Below are 22,250 nucleotides of genomic sequence, written 5' to 3'. Positions count from 1 at the left end.
CTGAGAAAAGGAAGGGTTGAAATGAAATTTAGTGAGTTGAATAAAGAAGAGCAAAAAGATCTTGCGGAATATGGCGAGATTATTTCAAAAGAAATGGAAGCAAAATCGAAACCAAATCCAGGAGATCCAACTTTGGATTCTCGTTGGGATCCATCTCGTGAATTGAGCAGATTAAATTATCGCCGTCACGCAATTGAAAAAGAGATAAATGACGCTGTATACAAAAGCCGCAAAAATGGTCAGTCTTGGAATACAATAGGTCGCGCACTTGGAGTTACTGCAGAAGCTGCACGTCGTAAATATAGTGATAAAATTCCTCAGTTAGTGTGACTGTTTTTACGATATATAGATTGGGGCAATAAATGGCATACATGACGCAAAAAGATTTAGCGAATACTGAGATAGATTGTGTTCGCGCGCGTCAAATTGCCGACGGTGTGCACAGCGTGCAAGACGCCATTGCTCAAGCAGAATCGCATTATGGGCGCAAACCTGAGTCGGTTACGCTACTTGCTGCAACTAAAACGCGAGATGTTGGCGAGATTATGGCGGCGCTTAAAGCTGGAGTGCGCGTAATTGGGGAAAATCGTCCGCAAGAAATCGTTGCAAAAGCCGAGATTTTACGCAAGGAAGCTGCTCGTAAGAATTTAAGCGTTGGTGTAAACGGCGGAATTCCGCTCTACTTAATCGGTCAGTTGCAAAGCAATAAAATAAACAAAGTTTTGCCACTCGCAAATGGTATTCAATCAGTTGATGGCTTAGAACTTGCGCAAAAAATATCTACGCGCGCGAAAAATTTGGGACTTTGCACAGACGTTATGTTGGAAGTGAACGTTTCGGGAGAAGTTACAAAATCGGGGCGCGCGCCAGAACGCGCGATTGACGAAGCACTCGCTATATCTAGCTTGCCTGCGCTTAATTTGCGCGGATTTATGACGCTTGGAGCGCGCGTGAATGATGAAAAAATAGTAAGAAGCGGTTTCGCTGCATTGCGAGAAATCAGAGATTGTGTAAGTAAACAACTCGCGCAAGACTCTGCAAAATTAGAGCTTTCGATGGGAATGTCTGGCGATTTTGCGTGGGCGATTGCCGAAGGATCTACTATGGTTCGAATCGGTTCGGCAATCTTTGGCCCGCGCGCATTTGTGTAGTTTAAGTCGAAGTTTTAAGTCAAATTGATGATTTTAGTTACGCATGCATAATCACATTACGCAGCGAACCAATGCCTTCTACGTGCACAATCGCTTCGTCGCCAGCATGCAAAGTTCCTGCTGGATACGGCGTTCCAGTCAAAATAACATCTCCTGGAAGAAGTGTTGAGAAGTTTGAAATCGCAGCAATTTGCTCTGGAATGCTGTGAATCAATCGTGCTGTAGTGCCGTCAGCTTCCGGAACATTTTCGCCATTAAGAGTAAACGAAATATGTGCGTCTCGCCAATTTAGCTCGGTTGTAATCCATGGACCAAGTGGGCAAGAAGTGTCGAATCCTTTTGCGCGCGTAAACATTGGATCGCTGCCTGCGCAATCACGCAAAGTTACGTCATTTACGCAAGTAAAGCCAAAAACGTAGTCCATTGCCTTATCGATCGACACATTTTTGGCGATTTTGCCCATAACAACAGCCACTTCTGGCTCAAAATTCATATCGTTTGAAAAAGCAGGAATAACAATCGGATCGTCAGGTCCTATTACAGATGTGCTAGGCTTTGTAAAAATCACCATATCTGCTGCCGTATGACTTGACAACGCAGCAGAAGATGCGCGCTCTTCAGCAGAACGCGTATCGTAGTTTTTTGCCAATCCGTAGACTTTTGAAGGAATCACTGGTGCAAGCAGACGCACGCCGTCGGCGTCTAACTCGTAGCGCTTACCTGTTGGTTTAACTCCTTGAGGGCTTAGTGGATGGCCTTCTAGAGCTACTAAATAATCCTTGCCGTCTGCTTCATCTTTTTGAACGAAAGCGTATTGAGGAACTTCATTATAGGAAAAACGTGCAATTCTCATATTTTTAAGATTACGACATATTTAATACTTAGGAAAATACTTAGGAAAAGTCGCCAGCAACCGTTGTATAAGAAAACGCCACAAACATCTTGAAAACAAAACTTGAGTGTAGTAGACTCAAGTTTTAGAAATTGACGGAATGTGGTTTGAGTGCAATCGCAAAAAGTGCACGCAAATCACCTAAAATCCGCTAGATAGCGGTGCAAATGGGGGTAAATATGGAACAAAAGTTTACAACCTTAGCGCAAGATGCATTAAGCGATGCTGTACAAAGCGCGGCGGCAGCTGGCAATGCGCAAGTGGATACGTTACATTTGGCAGATGCATTACTTCGCCAAGAGCAAGGCGTAGTGCGCGTGCTTATTGCACAGGCAGGGGCGGACGCGCAACAAATCGGTGCTGAAATTCGCAACGCATTAGTGGCATTGCCTTCATCTACTGGCTCAACTACAACTAAGCCAGACGCAAGTCGTCAGCTTTTAGCTGCGCTAAGCCAGGCAGAAAAAGAAATGCGCACAATGGGAGACGAATACGTTTCTACTGAGCACATGCTTATTGGCATAGTTGCAAGCGCGCCAAATGCTGTTGCAGATATTTTCAAAAAGCACAATGTTTCTGCAGATGCGTTGCGCAAGGCTGTGCCAACTGTGCGTGGAGGTGCGAAAGTTACCAGCCCAGACGCGGAAGGCAACTACAAAGCGCTCGAAAAATATTCGGTTGATATGACTGCGCGCGCTCGCGAAGGAAAGCTCGATCCAGTAATTGGGCGCGATCAGGAAATTCGTCGTGTAATTCAGATTCTTTCTCGACGCACGAAGAATAATCCTGTGCTAATTGGCGAGCCGGGCGTTGGTAAAACGGCAGTTGTAGAAGGATTGGCTCAGCGAATTGTGGCAGGAGATGTGCCTACGACTTTGCAAAACAAGCGTCTTATAAGCCTCGACTTGGCTTCGATGGTTGCAGGTTCGAAGTATCGCGGCGAGTTTGAGGAACGCTTAAAGGCAGTGTTGAAGGAAATTCAGCAATCAGACGGTCAAATTATTACGTTTATTGACGAGATTCACACTGTTGTTGGCGCAGGATCTGCAGAAGGTTCAATGGATGCTGGCAATATGCTTAAGCCAATGCTTGCGCGCGGTGAGCTGCGCTTGGTTGGCGCAACTACGCTTAATGAGTATCGTGAGCATATTGAAAAGGATTCCGCTCTTGAACGCAGATTCCAGCAAGTATTTGTTGGCGAGCCATCTGTTGAAGATACGGTGACGATTTTGCGCGGACTTAAGCAACGTTACGAAGCGCACCACAAGGTGACTATTAGTGACGATGCAATCGTAGCTGCAGCAACGCTTTCAAACCGCTACATTACTGGCAGACAGCTTCCAGATAAGGCGATTGATTTGGTGGATGAAGCGGCAGCTCACTTACGTATGGAGCTTGATTCTCAGCCAGAAGAGATCGACGAATTGCAGCGCAAAGTTACGCGTCTTGAAATGGAAGAAATGCAATTAAAGAAAGCGGAAGATGCTGCTGCTAAAGAACGCTTAGAAAAGTTGCAGGAAGAATTAGCTAACTCACGCGAAAAGCTTGCTGGTTTGAAGGCGCGTTGGGATGCGGAAAAGGCTGGCCATAACAAGGTTGGTGATTTGCGAGCGCAACTCGACGCTAAGCGCGTAGAAGCCGACAAATTCACGCGTGAAGGCAATTTGGAGCAAGCGAGCCGTATTTTGTATGGCGAAATTCCAAGCATTCAAAAAGCTTTGGAAGAAGCGGAATCACAGGCTGCTAACGCTAAGAGTGAAGCGAAAGAGCCAATGGTTCCAGACCAGGTTGATGCCGATTCTATTGCTGGAGTCGTTAGCGAATGGACGGGCATCCCTGTTGGCCGCTTGATGCAAGGCGAAAATGAGAAGCTGCTTAACATGGAAAAGGAGCTTTCTAAGCGCGTGGTTGGTCAAAGCGAAGCAATTCAGGCTATAGCGGATGCTGTGCGCAGAAGCCGTGCTGGAATTGCAGACCCGAATCGCCCGACTGGTTCGTTCCTATTCTTGGGTCCTACTGGCGTTGGTAAGACGGAGCTTGCAAAGGCTCTTGCTGACTTTTTGTTTGACGACGAGCGTGCAATGGTTCGCATTGATATGAGCGAGTACATGGAAAAGGCTTCCGTCTCGCGGCTTATCGGTGCTGCTCCTGGTTACATTGGCTATGAGGAAGGCGGCCAACTTACTGAAGCCGTGCGACGCCGCCCGTATTCTGTAGTGCTTTTTGACGAAGTTGAGAAGGCACATCCAGAAGTATTCGACGTTTTGTTGCAGGTTTTGGATGATGGTCGTTTGACTGACGGTCAGGGTAGAACGGTTGATTTTACGAATACGATTTTGATTATGACATCAAACTTGGGTTCGCAATTCCTTGTGCAAGAGGGCTTGGATGATGCTGCTAAACGCAAGGCTGTTATGAACGCTGTTCACGCTGAGTTTAAGCCAGAGTTCATCAACCGTTTGGATGAGCTTGTTATGTTCCATCCGTTGAGCCGCGAAGAGCTTGGTGGAATTGTGGATATTCAAGTTCGTCAAGTGGCTGCGCGCTTGAGTGATCGCCGTATTAGCTTGGATGTGAGCGATTCTGCTCGCGCTTGGCTTGCGGAGCATGGCTATGATCCAGTTTACGGTGCTCGTCCGTTGCGTAGATTGGTTCAAACGGAAATTGGCGATCAACTTGCGCGATTGTTGCTTTCTGGCAAGGTGCATGATGGCGCTCGCGTAGTTGCGGATTGTGAGAATACTAGCGACCATGTAACTCTCAAGATTTCGTAGTTCCTGCATTCTTCAATGTAGCCAAATAATGTAGTCAAATAAAACAAAGCGTGCTGTTTATTGGATTATTTTCCAGTAGACAGCGCGCTATTTTGTTGCATAACACTTATTTTTCTATGCAATAATGCGCGTGTTTAATTATGTTTCAAAAGTCGAACCAATAGTGTTTAATAGAACGTATGTTCGATAATATTGTGATGTTTGTTTTAATGGTGGTTGCTGTTGTAATAACCGCCATTGTTGTGCTGGCTATTGTTAAGCACAACTATGGAACGCAAGGCGCTAATGGCGTAAACCAGCGCGAATTTAACGAATTGCGCTCTCAGTATGAACAAGCGCGCGCTCAAGCGCAAGAAAATGGCAATCAGGCTATACGATATCGCACGCAAGCAGAGCAGCTTGCTGAGCGATTGAAATTTGTTGAGTCTGAGTTGTTAAAAGCGCAGCAAGCAGAACAATTGCGAGTGAATCGCGAAGAGCAATTGCGCACAGAGCGAGAAGAACGCGAACGGTTAAATCGTGAGAAAACTTTGAAAGAGCAAGGCAAAGTCTTGGAAGCGCTTGCTCCAGTAAAAGACAATCTCGAAGCTTTGAAGAATAAAGTTTCGCAGATTGAAGAAGGGCGTAAGCAAGAAATGGGTGCGCTGAACACTCAGCTTAAAGGCTTAAGCGAGCAGCAAGCAAGGCTTGACCGCGAAACAAGTTCGCTTTCTGCAGCATTGCGAAATAATAAGGTTCGCGGAGCTTGGGGCGAGGCTCAGCTAAAGAATATTGTGGAATCCGCAGGATTGCTTGAACATGTTGATTTTGATACGCAGGTTGTTGTAACTGGAGTAAATGGCGAGCAGCAGAGACCAGATATGGTTGTGCATCTGCCAGGAGGCAAAACAATTCCAGTTGATGCAAAAGTTCCATATGCGGATTATCAACGCGCTTGCGAAATACCAGATAATGCAAGTGACGAAGAATTGGCTAGAAGAAGTGAGCTTCTAAAAGCGCACGCTAAGGCTTTACGAGAACACGTGCGAGTATTAGGAGCTAAAGCGTATTGGCAGGCTTTTGAAACAGCACCAGATTTTGTAGTTGCGTTTATTCCAAACGAAGCGTTGCTTCAGGCAGCTCTTGAAGCGGACCCAACGCTTATGGATGATGCTTTTGCGCAAAAAGTAGCACTCACTTCCCCAGTTACTTTGTGGGCCGTGCTTAAGTCTGTTGCGTACGCATGGCAGCAGCAAAGTCTTACAGATGATGCAAAAGAACTTTTCGATTTATCTCGAGAATTGTATGATCGTTTTGCAGTTCTTGGAGAAAATGCTTCAAAGCTTGGCGTATCTTTGGCAAGAACAGTTGCAGCTTACAATAAGTTTGCTTCCTCGCTTGAGTCTCGGGTGTTGGTAACAGCGCGTAAACTTCAGAAGTTAGATCAAAGTAAAGTTATTGCTTCAATAGATCTTATAGATTCTGATAAAGCTGATGTTAAAGAGCTGAGCGCCCCAGAAGTATCAGTAGAAGATCGTTAAGCATAAAACATCAAAGCATCAAAAATTGAACAACTCTAACGCTAAGGAGTGCAAAAATGACAGAATTACAAGAGGAACGCGCTGAGCTTAAACGCATGCTTTGTGCGGATATGAGTGCAAAACCATTTAGCGAACTGTTTTCTGTTACCTTTAATCAGCGCGGCTCTAAGCTGGTTGGTGATGTTCTTTTTGATGCAATTGAGAAAGCTGGGTATTCGTTAGAACGCGATGTTGACGCTGTTGGTGCGTTAACTGCTGCTGCAGTGCCGATGGTTTTTGCGCTTATTCATGCTGCAGAACGTAAAGGAATTGCACTCGACGGCTTCGTTATGGATTTTGTTTTTCCTGCAACAAAAGGTCCGTCAGTTAAAGGCAAGCGAGTGTTGTTGCTTGATTCTTGGCTTTCTGAAAAATCGTATGTTCAAACTTCTTCGCTTGTGACTTTACGACACGGAAATGAATTAAGTCTTGATTTTGGCATTGTTAATCAGCAAGGCGCGCAAATTCTTGCTATAGTTGCATTAATTGGTGGTGTTGACGCCGACGAACAAGGCACAAGGCATCTTCAATTAGTAAATCCAATAAGTGAGGAGAGTACTAAAATGGCATTTGTTCAAGCTTTCAGCGAAGAAGAATTACGTGCAGATGCAGATCACGACGATTGCTGCAACGATCATTGCTGCGGCGGCCATTGCGAGGTTAAATGCACGGGTGATTGTGCTCATGACGGTTGCACAGAGCCATGCTGCGAAGACAACTGCTGCGGCGGTCACTGCAAAGTAGAGTGCACTGGCGATTGTGCTCACGATGGCTGCACTGAGCCATGCTGCGAAGATAACTGCTGCGGTGGGCACTGCAAGTCAGGTTGCACAGGCGATTGCTCAACTGACGGCTGCCAAGACTAGTTGCAATTACTAGCTGCCAATACTAAGCAAAAGTATTAAACGGAGCAAAACTCACACATGCACGAACCGAATCCAATTACTTTGGCTGCAAAAGCTTCCGATGAGCCAGAATTCCGACCTATAGGAGTTGGCCCATGGGAAGAAGAACACCCAGGTGAGCCTCGTCCAGATAATCCAGAATCGCCAAATTATGATGCGCGGTTTAGCACTGAATTACTAGACGAAGGCGACCAGCGTAACGTCTTAGATTGCTACCGATACTGGAAAGTAGAAGCCATAAAAGCGGATCTTGATTCTAAAGGTCGTCATGAGTTTGAAGTAGCTGTAGAAAATTGGACTCACGATTTCAATATAGGCTCTATGGTTCGCACTGCAAACGCGTTTACTGCGAAAAAAGTGTATATTGTAGGGCCTCATAAATGGAATCGTAAAGGCTCGTTAATGACTGAGCTATACCAATACGTTGAGTGCTGCCCGACTATTGAAACTCTAGTAACTAATTGGCGCGAAAATATAGCACAAGAAGCGAAAGAAGCGCATCAACTTTTGCTTAAAGCACAAGCCGAAGGCAATAAAGAAGCCGAAAAAATCGCAAAATCGCAGGAACAAGATGCTAAAAACGCACGCGTTATAGCGCTAGATATTATTCCAGGCGCTGTTGCTATGGAAAACTACAAGTTCCCTAAACGCTGCCTTATGCTTTTTGGTGCGGAAGGTCCAGGTCTTTCTAAAAAAGCGTTAGAAATGGCGGATGACGTTGTTTATATTTCGCAATTCGGCTCTGTTCGCTCGCTAAATGCAGGAGCAGCCGCGGCTGTTTCCATGCACGCGTGGATTGCGCAACATGCAGCACCAAATTGCTGAATATTAATAAGCAATTAATTAAAATTTCAGCAGCAAGATCTCAACAAAAAGATTAATTAAAACGCATTAGCCTGTACTCATAAACACTTACATTTTAGGTGTATTTTTTTATTTGTGATATTGTTAATTTATGTTAGAATTTCAACATATTACAAAGCGTTTCGGCGCAAAAACAGCGCTTAACGACGTTTCTTTCGTCGCTGAAGACGGTAAAGTCACGGGCTTTTTAGGCCCTAATGGCGCTGGTAAATCTACCACCATGCGTTGCGCGTTAAATCTTATTCATGCCAATAGTGGTACTTCTCTTATTGACGGAAAACCTTACGCAAAATTCGCATCCCCAATGACGGAAGTTGGCGCAGTTCTTGACGCAAAGTCTGCCCACAGAGGTCGTTCCGCATATAATCACTTGTATTCACTGGCTTTAACTCATGGAATATCAAAAAAGCGCGTTGACGAAGTGATTGATATTACTGGATTATCAAGTGTTAAAACCCGCAAAGCGGGATCCTTCTCGCTTGGTATGAGTCAGCGTCTTTCGATTGCTGCAGCACTTTTAGCAGACCCACACAATCTTATTTTGGATGAGCCAATTAACGGCTTAGATCCAGAAGGCGTTAAGTGGGTTCGCGAATTATGCAAGTATTATGCAAGCGAAGGCCGTGCAATACTTCTTAGCTCCCACTTAATGAGCGAGGTTGCGCTTACTGCAGATAATCTTGTGATTATTGCGCATGGCGAAATTTTGAAGCGCACAACGGTTCAAGATTTTGTTGATGCTCATTCGCAGCACGCTGTGCGACTTGTAACTCCAGAAGGCGAAAAACTAAAGCAAGTGCTTACACAAAATCATCCTGAATGCAAGATTTTGCAAGATACTCGCACTCCTCAAGACGTTCAAGAAGGCGAGCTTTTTAGAATAACAGGATGTGAGCTTAATCAGCTTGCTCGCGAAATTGCGGATAATCAAATTTTGGTATATCAGCTAAATCAAGAGCACGCATCACTTGAGGAAGCATATTTGGCTCTTACGCATGGCCAGGAGCAGTACGTTACTAAGACTGTTCCTAGCAGCGATTTAAAGCCAGACAGCAAGCAGCATGCAGAGCAATCTAACAATAAGGAGAGTGCAAAATGAGTGAGCAAGTAGCAAATCAACAAGTGCAATCTTCTGAGTCCAACGCACGCCAATCCAACGCGTACAAAACAGGCCGCAGCATGAACGCTCAGCACTTACGCCTTACATTCATGCACACGCTTAAATCTGAGATTGTTAAGTTGCGCGGACTTTCATCCACCTGGTGGTGCATGGCATTAGCTATTGTTTTGCCAGTAATCTTTAGCTTTATTATCGCGATTGTGCAAAAAGCAATGTCTAAAGTTGACATTAAGAATGGAGCAAATCAAGGTAGATCAAGCGCTGCAATTACTGTTGGGCCGAGCAATAAAGGCAGCCTTATTGCATCTCAAGATAGCATTTTCCACTTAGTTATTAGTTTTGCTTCTGTATCTTTGATTGTTTTGTCGATTTTTGCAGTGCTTGCTGTAACCGCGGAACATTCTACGACTTCGATTCAGGCTTCTCTTACTGCTGTACCTAGAAGGGGCATGTTCTTTACGGCTAAGTTTATTGCGGTTGCAATCTACGTTTTTGTAGTGCAACTTATTGCAATGGCAGTTTCGCTAGGCGCTGCAGAATTAGCCTTTATAGGAGACAGCACTTCTGGATTATCTGGAAGCAACGCATGGAAATTGCCTCTTACGCTGTTTCTTGGCTCTCCTGCAATTATGGTTGTTGTGGCAGCAATGGCGTACGGTTTTGGCATGATTTGCAAGTCAACTGCTGGCGGAATTATGTGCGTTATTGGAGCCGTGATGATTTTGCCTAGTGTTGTTAGCATTATTATGTTTGCGAGCAATTTCGCGAAGTGGAATTCAATACTTATGCAGCTTTTGCCAGCCGCAGCGGTTGAGAAATTCTTGGGCGGCTCCCCTAACTCGGGCGCAAATCTTCCACCAAACGCATATGTTTTTACATGGTGGCAATCAGGCTTGGTGGTTCTTGCTTGGGGCGTAGTCATGTATGCAATTGGCCACGTTGTTGAAAAGCATCGCGATATTTAACTGCAAATAATATTTAGCGAACGTGCAAATAAAATAAGGGCTTTATCTCGTAACCGACTACAAGATAAAGCCCTTAATTGTATTCACTTATATTTAATTATCAATTATTTTATCTTTTGAAATTGCGATAAGTATCAATCGTTCTTCACAGTTTCAGCAACACGTGGCCACAAGGTTGTGCCCCAGTTCTTGATTGTGCGCTGGCGAACCAGTGGCAAATCGGAACGGTCATACACTGTGCGCCATGGCTCCCAAGCCAAGCCAGTCTTTTCAACAAGCTTGATGCGGAGGTTACGCACATTACCCTTGAACTGAATAGTTGTGTTGAAGTGAGCGGTGCGATACTTGCCGTTGCCTTCCCAAGCGCGAGAACGCACGTAAGGAGTGCCGTCAATTTCGGTGCCGTACTCATCCCAGTAGATGTAGTAGCGAGCTACGTAAGCTCCACGGTGATCCAAAGTCAAGTAGCCGTCGCGGTAGGAAGAAACCTTGGTTTCAACGTAATCGCTATTGGTTTGCAAAGTTGCTACTTCGTTATCCTTGACGAAGGAAGTGGTGTAAGCAATTGGAACTGCTGGGCTGGAGGTGCTCAAATTTGCGCCTTCTTGAATCAAAGCCTTCAACGTGTCGATGTTGCCGGTAATAACCTTGGCTGCACCGTTTGCGCTGCCGCCGAGAATCACAGCAGTTACGGAAGTGTTCTGCAAGATGCGATGGAACTCGGTATTTGGCTTGATTTCGACGCCCTTGATTGCAGCTTCAACAGCAGCCTGGAAATCGGTGCTCTTGCTGCGGGTGTCGAACTTTACGTACATTGAACGGCCATAGGCTACGTTGGACACATATACTGGCGGACGCTTGCTGTCTACTCCGCGATTCTTCAAGCTTTCTGGCGTAGTGCATGGTGCGAAGAAGTCAGCTGGGCTGTCTGGTGCATCAACGCTTACGGTGTAGTAGGTCTGCTTGAAGTTCACAATTTGAGTCTGCTTTTCGCCCTTGTGTACAGCATCGAAATCAATCTTCAGCGGAACACCAATCTTGGCGAAATCAGCACCAAACTTTGCCTTGAGCTGGTTCATGCTTTGTGCGCTTGCAGAATCGTACTGCATGCGAGCTGCCACATTATGGCTTGCTGCATACTGTGCATTCCACTTAGAAACTAAGCCGTTCACTGCGGAAGTTACAGAGCTCTTAGTTGGGCGCTGAACAGTTACAGCACTTTCGCCGCCGTGGAAGCCTGGCAAATCAACGCTCAATGTGATTGGAGCGCGGTTCGCGGAAATCAGGCTTGGCATATTGTCCATCAAATTCTGGTCAGCGCGGAAAAGAGCACCTGGGTATACGCGATCATCGTTGGCGGAAGTAACCGACAAGTTTGAAGTTGTATTTGTGATGTTCTTCTTCTGATGCTCAACAACAACGAATTCATCGCCCTTGTTGAAGCTATCGCTAGAGAATTTGTTGTCAATGGTTTCGCCATGACGGGCGAGAATGTTTGTTTTATCGTATTGCAAATCCCACAAATAATTATTCAGAGAATCCTTCTTGGCTGCGCAAGATGCGGTTGGCTCAGAATCCTTAGCTGCAGGAGCGGCCATTGCTGGCGCTGCTAAGCATTGTGGAATAATAGTTGCGCCTGCAAGCAACAACATTGCTGCATTACGGTAGAACTTTGTGTTATTCATATGTGTCCTTCAATTTTATATTTTATGTTATTTTTTATGAGATACCGTAACTTATTTGCTTCTATGCATGGAATGCTTCGCTGCATTAGCTTAATATCTCATAGCATTTAATTATTACATGCTTTTTTATTTCTGTGATAGTGAAATAAAACAAATTTTTTTTATTCTGCAAATAAACGTATGAAGAAGGTTGGAATGCCAACATTCTTTTATTGAATTATTTCCATTTCATGGCGTGTTGACATGCATAGACACTCGTTCACATATTTTATACTCGTTAATTTTATAAAACTGCATGTGATAATAATTGTTATTCCGCTTATTGTCTCACTAATAAAATTTTTTTAATATTACACATAATTTTCCCTAGAAAATATGAATCGACAATCATGTTCTAAAATTAGGAAAATATTTCTGCAGTAACGTGTGTAAATCTTTTATTAATATTGCTTTTTCTTCTATAAGAAGGTCACGCATCACACATATAGTTGAGGTTATGCCAACATTCACACGCGAAGAAATTGAGCATCTGGGCGTTCTATCCCAGATTGCGCTTAGCGACGAAGAAATCAGTCGCTTGCAAGGCGAATTAAACGTCATTGCAGAATCTATTAATAAAGTGCAGGAAGTTGCTGGCGAAGATGTGCCACCTACTGCAAATCCAGTACCTCTTGAAGCGTATTTGCGCCCAGACGAGCCTGCTACGCCATTGACTCAAGAAGAAGCGCTTTCTGGCGCTCCTAGAAGTGAGTCTGGCATGTTTGTAGCACCTCGAATTTTGGGGGAGGAATAAACATGACTAATACTCAAGATTTAGTAAAGCTTTCTGCTGCCGATATGGCAAAAGCTGTAAAAGCTAAGGAAGTTTCTAGCCGCGAGCTTGTTGAAGCGCACTTGGCAGTAATCGAAGCAGCCGAACCAGAAATCAAAGCATTCTTGCACGTTTCTGCAGATATTGCACTTGAGCAAGCAGATGCTTTTGATAAAAAGAATGCTAATGGCGAAGCTGAAGGATTGCCTGAACTTGCAGGCGTTCCAATTGCCATTAAAGACATGATTGTTACTAAGGGCATTCCAACTACTGCAGCTTCTAAGATTCTCGAAGGCTGGATTCCACCTTACGATGCTACTGTTATTGAAAAGCTCAAGGCAGCTGGCATGCCAATTCTTGGCAAGACTAATTTGGATGAGTTTGCTCAAGGTTCTTCCACAGAGCATTCTGCCTACCAAACCACTTGCAATCCTTGGGATACTGAGCGCGTTCCTGGTGGCTCTGGCGGCGGCTCTGCAGCTGCTGTTGCTGCATTCGAAGCTCCTATTGCTTTGGGTACAGATACTGGCGGCTCCATTCGCCAGCCAGGCGCTTTAACGGGTACAGTCGGCGCAAAGCCAACTTATGGCGGTGTTAGCCGTTTTGGTGCAATCGCTATGGCAAGCTCGCTCGACCAGATTGGTCCTGTTTCTCGTACCGTTCTTGACTCTGCACTTTTGCAAGAGATTATTGGCGGCAACGATAGGCGCGATTCCACTTCTATTCCAGCTCCTGTTCCTCCAATGGCTCAAGCTGCTCGCGAGGGCGCTCGCCGCGATTTGAAGGGCTTGAAGGTTGGCTTAGTTAAGGAGCTTAGTGGCGAAGGCTTCCAGCCAGGCGTTGAAGCACGCTTTAATGAAGCTGTGCAATTGCTTAAGGATATGGGTGCAGAAGTAACAGAAGTCTCCTGCCCTCACTTCCCTTACTCGCTGGCTGCATACTACATTATTATGCCTTCCGAAGTTAGCTCCAACTTGGCTCGCTACGACGGCATGCGCTACGGTTTGCGCGTAATGCCACCAGCAGATAAGCATCAAACTGCTGCAAACATGATGGCTGCAACTCGCGAAGCTGGCTTTGGTGACGAAGTAAAGCGCCGTATTATTCTCGGCACTTATGCACTTTCCGCTGGCTACTACGACGCTTGGTATGGCTCTGCACAAAAGGTTCGTACGCTTATTATTCGCGACTTCGAAGAAGCGTTTAATAAGGTAGATGTTCTAGTCTCCCCAACAAGCCCTACAACGGCATTCAAGTTTGGCGAAAAGATGAACGATCCACTTTCCATGTACATGAACGATATTGCTACGATTCCTGCAAACATGGCTGGAGTTCCAGCTTTGAGCCTCCCAGCTGGCTTAAGTGATGATGGTTTGCCTGTTGGTATTCAGATTATTGCTCCGCAATGCCATGATGAAAAGATGTACAAGCCTGCAGCAGCGTTGGAAGCAGCGCTCGAAGAAAAGTGGAGCGGCCCAATCTGGAAGTCGCTTAAAGCTGGTTGGCTCGATTCATTGGCTAAGTAAAGTGAAATAAAGCTTAAATAAGAAGGATTCTCATGGCTGAAAAACTTATGAAATACGCCGATGCTGTGGAGCAGTTTGACCCAGTTTTCGGCTTGGAAACTCACGTTGAGCTTAGCACGCGCACAAAGCTGTTTTGCCCAGCAGAAGTATCTTTTGGTGGCGAGCCAAATACTCAGCTAACTCCTGTAAGCCTTGGTTTGCCAGGCTCTTTGCCAGTTGTAAACAAGACTGCAGTTGATTACGCGATTAAGCTTGGTTTGGCATTGCATTGCGAGATTGCTGAGTGGAGCCAGTTCGCTCGTAAAAACTACTTCTACCCAGATATGCCTCGCGACTACCAGATTTCCCAGTACGATAAGCCTACTAACGGCAATGGCTACTTGGATGTTGAGCTGGAAGATGGCACTGTGTTCCGTGTTCCGATTGAGCGCGCTCACATTGAGGATGATGCTGGTAAGAATACTCACGTTGGCGGCGCTGACGGCCGAATCGAAGGCGCAAATCATTCTTTGGTTGATTACAATCGCGCAGGCGTGCCTTTAATCGAGATTGTAACTAAGCCAATCGAAGGTGCGGGTAGCCGCGCTCCAGAAATCGCAGGCGCATACATGCGCGCTATTCGCGATATTGTTCGCGCGCTTAACATCTCCCACGCTCGCATGGAGCAGGGCAATATGCGCGCAGACGTAAACGTTTCGCTCCGCAGAAAGCCAACCGATCCATTTGGTACGCGCTCGGAAACTAAGAATGTGAACACGTTCCGCGGAATCGAAAAGACGCTCCAATATGAGATTCGTCGCCAGGCTGCTATTTTGAGCGAAGGCGGCGAGATTTTGCAGGAAACTCGTCACTGGGATGAAGCAACTCAGACTACTGCTGGCGGCCGCGTAAAGTCCGACGCCGACGATTATCGCTACTTCCCAGATCCTGATTTGGTTATGCTTCACATCACTAAGGAGCATATTGAGCGCATGAAGGCCGAAATGCCAGAAATGCCTCGCGAGCGCCGTAACCGTTTGCAAAGCGAATGGGGTATTAGCGATCTTGAAATGCGCGATATTCTTAACGCGGATGCTCTTGATTTGGTTGAAGAAACCGTTAAGGCTGGTGCAAGTGCTGCTGGCGCTAAGAAGTGGTGGCTTGGTGAGCTTGCTCGCGAAGCAAACACTCGTGGAGTCACTTTGGAAGAATTGCCTATTACTCCGCAAGATGTTGCGCAAGTTGAAAAGCTGATTGCAGACGGTAAGCTTAACGATAAGCTCGCTAAGCAAACTGTTGCATGCGTTTTGGCTGGCGAAGGCACACCTGATGAAGTTGTTAATAAGCACGGATTTAAGGTCATGAACGACGATGGCGCTTTGGAAGCCGCTGTTGACGCTGCTCTTGCAGCCGACCCAGAGGTTGCCGAAAAGCTTAAGTCTGGAAACATGAAGCCGATGGGCGCGATTATTGGCGCTGTTATGCGTGCAACTAAAGGTCAAGCAGACGCTAAGGCTGTTACTAAGATTGTAATGGCAAAAATCAAAGGCTAGTTTAGATTAGCTTTTACTTTGCACTTTTTGCGCTTTATGCTTTGCGTTTTAACTTTGTGTTTTATAGCATTGTATAGGGTGCAAAAAGTGCGATTTTATAACGCGGTTTTTTACTAATCGCTGTAGCGCTTTTTGTAAGCTTTTGTAACACGTAAGTCGATTGTACGAAAAAGGTGAATATGCAAGGATTCAATGCTGATTCTACAAGCCACCGCGAGCTGCCAGAAAATATTACGATTCCGCCAATCCGCGGCGAAATGGCACGTCTTAGGCCAGCAACAATCGAAGATTTGGCGCAAATGGACGCATTGCACGCTTTTGATGGAGCGGCCGTTATAACAGGCAAAGATGCGCAATCGGAGCGCGCCATGGTTCACGCGTGGGTAAATCGTTCGGCGCAATGGTCTTCACCTGGAAGCACTGAGGCAAAATCTAATCATGATGCCGCCTCTAGCGACGCCCAATCGCGCCCAACAATCGCATGGTCAATTGTGCCAGATTTTATTGATGACTCCGAAAACATCAATGGAAATATTATTGGAATGATATTTTTGATTGACATTGACGGTTGGTCTAAATCCGCTAGGATTCAGGTGATTCTAGGACGCGATTATAGGGGTCGCGGATATTCTAGAGACGCAATGCCTAGAGTTATGACGTACGGTTTTGCACCAAGCGAGGTGGGTCTTGCTTTGCACAGAATTTGGGTTGGCGTTCCTGCAACAAACACGCGCTCGCTTTCCGTGTACCAGTCGCTTGGATTTATGAAAACGGGCACTGCTCGCGATGCACTTTGGGATTCTCAAAGCCAAAAGTATCAAGATTTTGTTGTAATGGACACTCTTGTAGACGAGTACGATGCCATTCGCTCGCTAGACGCTTTTGGATTACACGTTATTGAAGATAATCCTGGAGTTTGCGAGGCTTTAAGCGCGCACGAGCATTCGATTGCAATCCCAGTTAAAAATGGCGATTTGCGTAAATCGCAAGCAACCGAACAAGCCGAATCTAGTGTTAAGCACACAGATAATTCCTCTAAGCGCGCATGGTGGCGTATTATAGGACGAGGCCGCAAGCGTAATCAAGAAGACGAAGCAGCCGATAAAACTACATCAAATGCACCAATCGCAACAACGGAAGGGAAGCGATGAGCGCCGAAGACCTCGACAATTACGAAACAGACGCCGAACTTGCGTTATACAAGGAATATCGTGACGTTATTAAGCTTTTTACGTACGTTGTAGAAACAGAACGCCGATTCTATTTGGCAAATAAGGTTGATTTTAACGTGCGCTCCGCAGGTCAAGACGTGTACTTTGACGTTCAATTAACAGACGCTTGGGTGTGGGATGTTTACCGACCTTCGCGATTTGTAAAAAACGTTAGAATCGTTACTTTCAAAGACGTAAACGTGGAGGAAGTTCAAAAAACGGATATCGATATTCCAGAATCTATCGCGTGATAAGAGTATGCTAGTAAAGCTTACGTTTAGATTTTAATACAGATACGTGCTTGCAATTTTGCGTTTTTGACTTTATAAAGCGGCTTTTAGGTATGGAGGAAAATTGGCTGATACACAATCCCAAAAACAATCTGTAGTGATTATTGGTGGCGGTCCGGCAGGGTTGACGGCAGCTTGGGAGCTTGTAAAAGATGGCGGCAGTAGCCGCTACGATGTGACTGTTCTTGAGGCAACCAGCGAGTTTGGTGGCATTTCTCGCACCGTAAAATACAACGGAAACCGCATGGATATTGGCGGACACCGATTCTTCTCTAAAGACGATCGCATTATGCAATGGTGGCGAGATATGCTACCTCTTCAGGGCGCTCCTTCTTACGACGACAAAAAACTGGGCAGACATCATGATTTAGAGGATGGCGGTCCGGATCCTGAAGTCGAAGATGAGGTTATGCTTAAGCGTCATCGCGTTTCTAGAATCTTCTGGAATCATCATTTCTTCGACTACCCTATCTCTCTTTCTGCATCCACCTTGCGATCTATGGGCTTTGTGCTAACCATGAAAGTTGGTTTTAGCTATCTTTGGTCCATGATTCACAAGTTGCCAGAAACAAACCTCGAAAACTTCTACATTAATCGCTTTGGCAAAAAGCTGTATTCTATGTTCTTTGAAGGATATACCGAAAAGCTTTGGGGAAGGCATCCAAGCCAGATTTCTGCAGATTGGGGCGCTCAGCGCGTTAAGGGCTTGAGCATTGTTGAAGTTTTGAAAAACGCTATTTCTAAGCTTATGCCTAAAAATAAGGCAAGCCAAAAAGAAGTTGAGACTTCTTTAATTGAGGAATTTTGGTACCCTAAGCTTGGTCCAGGTCAGCTTTGGGAGACTGTTGAACGCCGTTGCCGAGAAAATGGCGCTACTGTTTTAACTGGCTCTAAGGTTGTTGCCATAAAGCAGGCGGACGGCAAGATTTGCAGCGTTGTTGTTGAAAATCAAAATGGCGATCGCAGTGAGCTTCATGCAGATCAGTTCATTTCGTCTATGCCAATTAAAGATTTAGTTGCGTCTATTGAGCAAGGCGCTAATGGCGATGCAAATGCGGAAGTTCCACAAGACTTGCAAAAAGTTGCGTCTGGTTTGCCTTACCGCGATTTTGTGACTGTTGGCTTGCTTGTCAAGCGCATGCGTTTGCGCAACACTACCGACATTCCAACGCTTGGCAACCCACCTATTGTGCCAGATTGCTGGATTTACGTTCAAGACCCTGGCTACAAGGTTGGACGTTTGCAAATCTTTAACAACTGGAGTCCATACCTTGTTAAGGATGTTGATAATACCGTTTGGATTGGTCTTGAATACTTCTGCAGCGAAGGCGACGATTTTTGGAATATGAGCGACGAAGAGGCTCGCAAAAACGCCATTGACGAGCTGATTCGTATGCAAGTTATTGACAGCGAAGATGACGTTTTAGACGCTCATCGCGAACGCGTTCCAAAGGCCTACCCTGCTTACTTTGACACTTATGCTCAAATGCCTGAGCTTGTTAAGTACTTAGACGGTTTTGGCAACTTGTATTGCGTTGGTAGAAATGGCCAGCACCGCTACAATAACCAGGATCACTCAATGGCAACTGCTATTGAAGCTGTACAAAACATCAATAGTGGTAAGAAGTCTAAAGATAACGTTTGGTCTGTTAATACCGAAAAGTCGTATCACGAAAAGAAGTAGCGCTTGGCTTGCCACGCCGTGTTGTTGTGAGTCGTATGAGTGTAGTAGCATACATTTATCAGCGATTAATACACATTGATATGTGTTTGTCGTTATATTCACAACGGATTTTCCGTAATCTTCCACGTAAAGCTCCAAGTAGTCTATCTTGGAGTTAGGGAAAGGTATAACTGTGGCAACAAGCCAAAATCTTGATGATATGAAGCTTTCGGAGCTTAAGGATCTTGCAAAGCAAATGGGTCTGCGCGGTACGTCTACAATGCGCAAGCCAGATTTGGTTGCTACGCTAACTGCTGCGCGCAATGGTGGGGATGCGCCAGCTGGCGTTAGCGTTCATGTTCCTAAAAGCACTGTACGAATAAATCGTGTTTCTCAAAGCGATGACGAAGCGCAAAACAATTCATCTTCGCTTGATTTGCGCTCGAGCATTGATGCAAATCGCGATTTTGATGAATCTTCTGATTCAAGCAATGCAAATAGGAGTGAGCGTCATCGCAATTTTGCGCGCGACAATCAGTCTCATCGCTATCGCAAAGAAAACTCTACAAATGTTACGAGAGAAGATAATACTCGTACAAATGCAAGTGCAAATACTGAACAAAATAATGGTAGTAATTTTGCTAAAACAGACGAAGTGGATGCTAATTTAGATCAGATTCTTGCCACTTTGCCAAGCGAAAAGTCTTCTGCTTCAAGTGCTAACCGCAGTTCGGAATCGCGCAGAATGCGTATGTCTAATCGCTCTAGCGAAGAAAATGATTACGATTCTAAAGCAGACAGATCTGATAGATTCCAGCGCAGAACGCGACGCACTAGAGACGATTACGATTCTAAAGCGGAGCGTACAGAACGAGCAGAACGCTCGGAACGCTCCGAGATTCGTGAAGAGCATGAGATTCACGAGCAAGCTACACGCCGCGAAGAGCCAAAAGAAGAGCTTGTTCCAGTTGCTGGCATTGTAGATGTGCTTGAATCTTACGCATTTGTACGCACTTCTGGCTATTTGCCTGGCCCAAACGACGTTTATGTTTCTATGAGCCAAATCAAAAAGTACGGCTTGCGTAAGGGAGACGCGGTTCAAGGCTCTATTCGCGCTCCTCGCGAGGGAGATCGCAGGAATCAGCGCCAAAAGTTTGTTCCTTTGCAAAGTGTTGACAGCATTAACGGCATGAGCGTAGAAGAGGCTCAAAATCGCCCACAATTTGCTAAGCTCACACCTTTGTATCCACATGAACGCTTAAAGCAAGAGACTACGCCAAATCGTATGCTTGGCAGAATCATCGATCTTGTAGCTCCTATTGGCAAGGGTCAGCGTGGCTTGATTGTTTCACCTCCTAAGGCTGGTAAAACAATCACTTTGCAAAATATTGCTAACGCGATTTCTGTTAACAATCCAGAAGTACATTTGATGGTTGTTCTTGTAGACGAACGTCCAGAAGAAGTTACCGACATGGAGCGCACTGTTCAAGGCGAGGTTATTTCTTCTACATTCGACCGCCCAGCATCAGACCACACTACTGTTGCGGAGCTTGCGATTGAGCGCGCTAAGAGGCTTGTGGAACTTGGCCAAGATGTTGTTGTTCTTCTTGATTCTATGACTCGTCTTGCTCGCGCATACAATATTGCAGCTCCTGCTTCTGGCCGCATTCTTTCTGGCGGCGTGGATGCTCAAGCGCTTTACCCTCCTAAGAAGTTCTTTGGTGCTGCTAGAAACATTGAAAATGGCGGTTCTTTGACTATTATTTCTTCCGCTTTGGTGGAAACTGGCTCAAAGATGGATGAAGTTATTTTCGAAGAGTTTAAGGGCACTGGAAACATGGAGCTTCGCTTGAGCCGCGATTTGGCAGACAAGCGACTGTTCCCAGCTGTAGATATCAATTCTTCTGGCACGCGCCGCGAAGAGTTGATTACTCCTGCTCAAGAGCTGCCGATTATTTATCGATTAAGGCGATTGTTCGGCGGTTTGGAGCCAGAACAGGCTTATCAGACTTTGGTGCCGCGCTTAAAGAAGACTGCTTCTAATCGCGATTTTCTTGCAGCAATTGTTCAGCAAGCCAACAATTCCACAAATGGCGGAACAGGCGCAATCGCGTAAAATTTACGTATAAAATAAAAATCTAAAATCTAAATTAAAATGCCTCTTGATTTAATAATCTGGGGGCATTTTTAATAATCTGATACATAAAAAATAGAATGGCCAAAAGTTTATATACGTAAACATGTGTTAAATAATGTGAAAAACCGTGATTTTTTATCTAATTTTGTTCTTTTTCATTAAAAAATACGATACGATTAAAGAGACTGCAAGGGGCGCAGCTAAAGTCGACGAAGCAAAACAAAGATTTTGGATGCGCTGTATGAGGATGGAGGTCGCATGACGGGAAACTCTCATAGGATTGAAAACAATATTCCTTCTGGCTTGGAAACCAGCGCGAGCACAGTTGCTCCAATAGATTCTACAGACGCAATCATTGTAGACATTCTTGAGCACGATGGTCGTGCAACATTAACCAAGCTAGCCAAAGCTTCTGGACTATCTGTTTCCGCTGTACAATCCAGAGTTCAAAAGCTCGAGCGCAAAGGAATCATAACTGGGTATCGCGCTTTGATTGACTACGAGCGCAGAGGATTGCCTGTAAGTGCATTCGTTGCAGTTACGCCTCTTGATTTTGAGCAAGAAGCTTCCGTTCCAACCAAATTGAAAGACATTGACGGCATTGAAGCGTGCTATTCGATTACTGGAAGCCCAAGCTTTATGCTTGTTGTTCGCGTTGCAACTCCTAGCAAGCTAGAAGAACTAATCAACACAATTCACCGCGTTGTTCCAGTTAGCACAGAAACAACAATGGTTTTGCAAACTTATTTTGACTAGAAATAGCATGTTCAACTTTTCTAAAGAGTCGATTGACGCGCGCAAAGATTTTGACGAATCGGATTGCAATAATTGCAACGATTGCAACAACTGCAACGATTCAATGAACAAGATTCTTGCGTTGCGTCAGTCGATTGATAATATTGACAATGCAATTGTCTCGCTTCTAGCAGAGCGCTTTAAAGTTACGGAAAAAGTCGGAGAAATAAAAGCACGCGCAAATTTGGCTACAGAAGATAAATCTAGAGAAAATCACCAGGCGGATCGACTTAAAAAAATTGCTGAAGAATCTGGGCTAAAAGAAGAAATCGCGCTAGAATATCTACATTTTGTAGTAACGGCAGCAAAAAAGCGTCATCAAGAAATCAAAAATAATCAAAAATAGACACAAGTATAGTAAAATCTAATA

Annotated in this window: 19 protein-coding genes; 17 read left to right on the top strand and 2 right to left on the bottom strand. The window is 45.2% G+C overall.

Features of this window, described 5'->3' with window-relative positions:
* Window positions 1–21 precede the first annotated feature (21 nt).
* Together AC1EKB_RS03865 and AC1EKB_RS03860 are read left to right on the top strand one after the other, a co-directional pair.
* Window positions 22–330, top strand: a complete 309-nt coding sequence (locus tag AC1EKB_RS03865) for a hypothetical protein (protein WP_481248901.1) — start codon at window positions 22–24, stop codon at window positions 328–330.
* A gap of 32 nt (window positions 331–362) precedes the next feature.
* Window positions 363–1,151: a YggS family pyridoxal phosphate-dependent enzyme gene (locus tag AC1EKB_RS03860; protein ID WP_481248900.1), complete on the top strand. Its 789-nt coding sequence runs from the start codon at window positions 363–365 to the stop codon at window positions 1,149–1,151.
* Window positions 1,152–1,188: 37 nt separating this feature from the next.
* On the opposite strand, the gene AC1EKB_RS03855 is transcribed toward AC1EKB_RS03860, so the two are convergent.
* On the bottom strand, window positions 1,189–2,004 hold the full coding sequence (locus tag AC1EKB_RS03855; RefSeq protein ID WP_481248899.1) for a fumarylacetoacetate hydrolase family protein: 816 nt from the start codon (window positions 2,002–2,004) through the stop codon (window positions 1,189–1,191).
* A 218-nt stretch (window positions 2,005–2,222) separates the two neighbouring features.
* Between AC1EKB_RS03855 and clpB the strand changes: the two genes are divergently transcribed.
* From clpB to AC1EKB_RS03825, 6 genes are all read left to right on the top strand, one after another.
* Window positions 2,223–4,817, top strand: a complete 2,595-nt coding sequence (gene clpB / locus AC1EKB_RS03850; RefSeq protein ID WP_481248898.1) for an ATP-dependent chaperone ClpB — start codon at window positions 2,223–2,225, stop codon at window positions 4,815–4,817.
* A 179-nt stretch (window positions 4,818–4,996) separates the two neighbouring features.
* The gene (locus tag AC1EKB_RS03845) at window positions 4,997–6,337 is read left to right on the top strand and encodes a DNA recombination protein RmuC (protein WP_481248897.1); all 1,341 of its coding nucleotides are present in this window, start codon (window positions 4,997–4,999) and stop codon (window positions 6,335–6,337) included.
* Window positions 6,338–6,393: 56 nt separating this feature from the next.
* Entirely contained in the window at window positions 6,394–7,242 is an 849-nt protein-coding gene (locus AC1EKB_RS03840) for a type I phosphoribosyltransferase (RefSeq protein ID WP_415694477.1), read from the top strand.
* Window positions 7,243–7,299: 57 nt separating this feature from the next.
* Window positions 7,300–8,106: a TrmH family RNA methyltransferase gene (locus AC1EKB_RS03835; protein ID WP_415694476.1), complete on the top strand. Its 807-nt coding sequence runs from the start codon at window positions 7,300–7,302 to the stop codon at window positions 8,104–8,106.
* Window positions 8,107–8,236: 130 nt separating this feature from the next.
* Entirely contained in the window at window positions 8,237–9,244 is a 1,008-nt protein-coding gene (locus AC1EKB_RS03830) for an ATP-binding cassette domain-containing protein (RefSeq protein WP_415694475.1), read from the top strand.
* Window positions 9,241–10,230, top strand: coding sequence for an ABC transporter permease subunit (locus AC1EKB_RS03825; RefSeq protein WP_481248896.1), 990 nt, complete (start codon window positions 9,241–9,243; stop codon window positions 10,228–10,230). The genes AC1EKB_RS03830 and AC1EKB_RS03825 overlap by 4 nt, the downstream gene beginning before the upstream one ends.
* A 134-nt stretch (window positions 10,231–10,364) precedes the next feature.
* Here the strand turns inward: AC1EKB_RS03825 and vly are convergent, their stop codons facing one another.
* The gene (gene vly, locus AC1EKB_RS03820; RefSeq protein WP_481248895.1) at window positions 10,365–11,915 is read right to left on the bottom strand and encodes a cholesterol-dependent cytolysin vaginolysin; all 1,551 of its coding nucleotides are present in this window, start codon (window positions 11,913–11,915) and stop codon (window positions 10,365–10,367) included.
* A 496-nt stretch (window positions 11,916–12,411) separates the two neighbouring features.
* Here vly and gatC point away from each other — a divergent pair, with 496 nt between their 5' ends.
* From gatC to AC1EKB_RS03775, 9 genes are all read left to right on the top strand, one after another.
* Entirely contained in the window at window positions 12,412–12,708 is a 297-nt protein-coding gene (gatC, locus tag AC1EKB_RS03815; RefSeq protein WP_004114131.1) for an Asp-tRNA(Asn)/Glu-tRNA(Gln) amidotransferase subunit GatC, read from the top strand.
* Between the two features lie 2 nt (window positions 12,709–12,710).
* Complete coding sequence (gatA, locus tag AC1EKB_RS03810; RefSeq protein ID WP_481248894.1) at window positions 12,711–14,252, top strand: Asp-tRNA(Asn)/Glu-tRNA(Gln) amidotransferase subunit GatA; 1,542 nt, start codon at window positions 12,711–12,713, stop codon at window positions 14,250–14,252.
* A gap of 32 nt (window positions 14,253–14,284) precedes the next feature.
* A complete protein-coding gene (gatB, locus tag AC1EKB_RS03805; protein WP_481248893.1) occupies window positions 14,285–15,784 on the top strand; it encodes an Asp-tRNA(Asn)/Glu-tRNA(Gln) amidotransferase subunit GatB in 1,500 nt (499 codons plus the stop codon).
* Window positions 15,785–15,963: 179 nt separating this feature from the next.
* Entirely contained in the window at window positions 15,964–16,935 is a 972-nt protein-coding gene (locus AC1EKB_RS03800; protein ID WP_481248892.1) for a GNAT family N-acetyltransferase, read from the top strand.
* Window positions 16,932–17,246, top strand: coding sequence for a DUF2469 domain-containing protein (locus AC1EKB_RS03795; protein WP_004105898.1), 315 nt, complete (start codon window positions 16,932–16,934; stop codon window positions 17,244–17,246). Before AC1EKB_RS03800 ends, AC1EKB_RS03795 begins: the two co-directional genes overlap by 4 nt.
* A gap of 103 nt (window positions 17,247–17,349) precedes the next feature.
* A complete protein-coding gene (locus AC1EKB_RS03790) occupies window positions 17,350–18,969 on the top strand; it encodes an NAD(P)/FAD-dependent oxidoreductase (protein WP_481248891.1) in 1,620 nt (539 codons plus the stop codon).
* A gap of 172 nt (window positions 18,970–19,141) precedes the next feature.
* Window positions 19,142–21,064 carry a transcription termination factor Rho gene (rho, locus tag AC1EKB_RS03785; protein ID WP_481248890.1) on the top strand — a complete coding sequence of 641 codons (1,923 nt, stop codon included), beginning with the start codon at window positions 19,142–19,144 and terminating at the stop codon, window positions 21,062–21,064.
* 279 nt (window positions 21,065–21,343) lie between these two features.
* Entirely contained in the window at window positions 21,344–21,841 is a 498-nt protein-coding gene (locus AC1EKB_RS03780) for an Lrp/AsnC family transcriptional regulator (protein ID WP_004132301.1), read from the top strand.
* Between the two features lie 7 nt (window positions 21,842–21,848).
* A complete protein-coding gene (locus AC1EKB_RS03775; protein WP_415694467.1) occupies window positions 21,849–22,226 on the top strand; it encodes a chorismate mutase in 378 nt (125 codons plus the stop codon).
* The last annotated feature ends 24 nt before the right edge of the window (window positions 22,227–22,250 follow it).

The sequence above is a fragment of the Gardnerella sialicivorans subsp. sialicivorans genome (assembly GCF_056746795.1).
The sequence above is the reverse complement of the archived record's forward strand: the minus strand, read 5'-3'. Positions and strand labels throughout refer to the sequence as shown.

Excerpts from the sequence above, each read along its gene's own strand:
- AC1EKB_RS03865 (WP_481248901.1), top strand. The coding sequence starts at position 22 with ATGAAATTTAGTGAGTTGAATAAAGAAGAGCAAAAAGATCTTGCGGAA.
- AC1EKB_RS03860 (WP_481248900.1), top strand. The coding sequence starts at position 363 with ATGGCATACATGACGCAAAAAGATTTAGCGAATACTGAGATAGATTGT.
- AC1EKB_RS03855 (WP_481248899.1), bottom strand. The coding sequence starts at position 2,004 with ATGAGAATTGCACGTTTTTCCTATAATGAAGTTCCTCAATACGCTTTC.
- clpB (WP_481248898.1), top strand. The coding sequence starts at position 2,223 with ATGGAACAAAAGTTTACAACCTTAGCGCAAGATGCATTAAGCGATGCT.
- AC1EKB_RS03845 (WP_481248897.1), top strand. The coding sequence starts at position 4,997 with ATGTTCGATAATATTGTGATGTTTGTTTTAATGGTGGTTGCTGTTGTA.
- AC1EKB_RS03840 (WP_415694477.1), top strand. The coding sequence starts at position 6,394 with ATGACAGAATTACAAGAGGAACGCGCTGAGCTTAAACGCATGCTTTGT.
- AC1EKB_RS03835 (WP_415694476.1), top strand. The coding sequence starts at position 7,300 with ATGCACGAACCGAATCCAATTACTTTGGCTGCAAAAGCTTCCGATGAG.
- AC1EKB_RS03830 (WP_415694475.1), top strand. The coding sequence starts at position 8,237 with ATGTTAGAATTTCAACATATTACAAAGCGTTTCGGCGCAAAAACAGCG.
- AC1EKB_RS03825 (WP_481248896.1), top strand. The coding sequence starts at position 9,241 with ATGAGTGAGCAAGTAGCAAATCAACAAGTGCAATCTTCTGAGTCCAAC.
- vly (WP_481248895.1), bottom strand. The coding sequence starts at position 11,915 with ATGAATAACACAAAGTTCTACCGTAATGCAGCAATGTTGTTGCTTGCA.
- gatC (WP_004114131.1), top strand. The coding sequence starts at position 12,412 with ATGCCAACATTCACACGCGAAGAAATTGAGCATCTGGGCGTTCTATCC.
- gatA (WP_481248894.1), top strand. The coding sequence starts at position 12,711 with ATGACTAATACTCAAGATTTAGTAAAGCTTTCTGCTGCCGATATGGCA.
- gatB (WP_481248893.1), top strand. The coding sequence starts at position 14,285 with ATGGCTGAAAAACTTATGAAATACGCCGATGCTGTGGAGCAGTTTGAC.
- AC1EKB_RS03800 (WP_481248892.1), top strand. The coding sequence starts at position 15,964 with ATGCAAGGATTCAATGCTGATTCTACAAGCCACCGCGAGCTGCCAGAA.
- AC1EKB_RS03795 (WP_004105898.1), top strand. The coding sequence starts at position 16,932 with ATGAGCGCCGAAGACCTCGACAATTACGAAACAGACGCCGAACTTGCG.
- AC1EKB_RS03780 (WP_004132301.1), top strand. The coding sequence starts at position 21,344 with ATGACGGGAAACTCTCATAGGATTGAAAACAATATTCCTTCTGGCTTG.
- AC1EKB_RS03775 (WP_415694467.1), top strand. The coding sequence starts at position 21,849 with ATGTTCAACTTTTCTAAAGAGTCGATTGACGCGCGCAAAGATTTTGAC.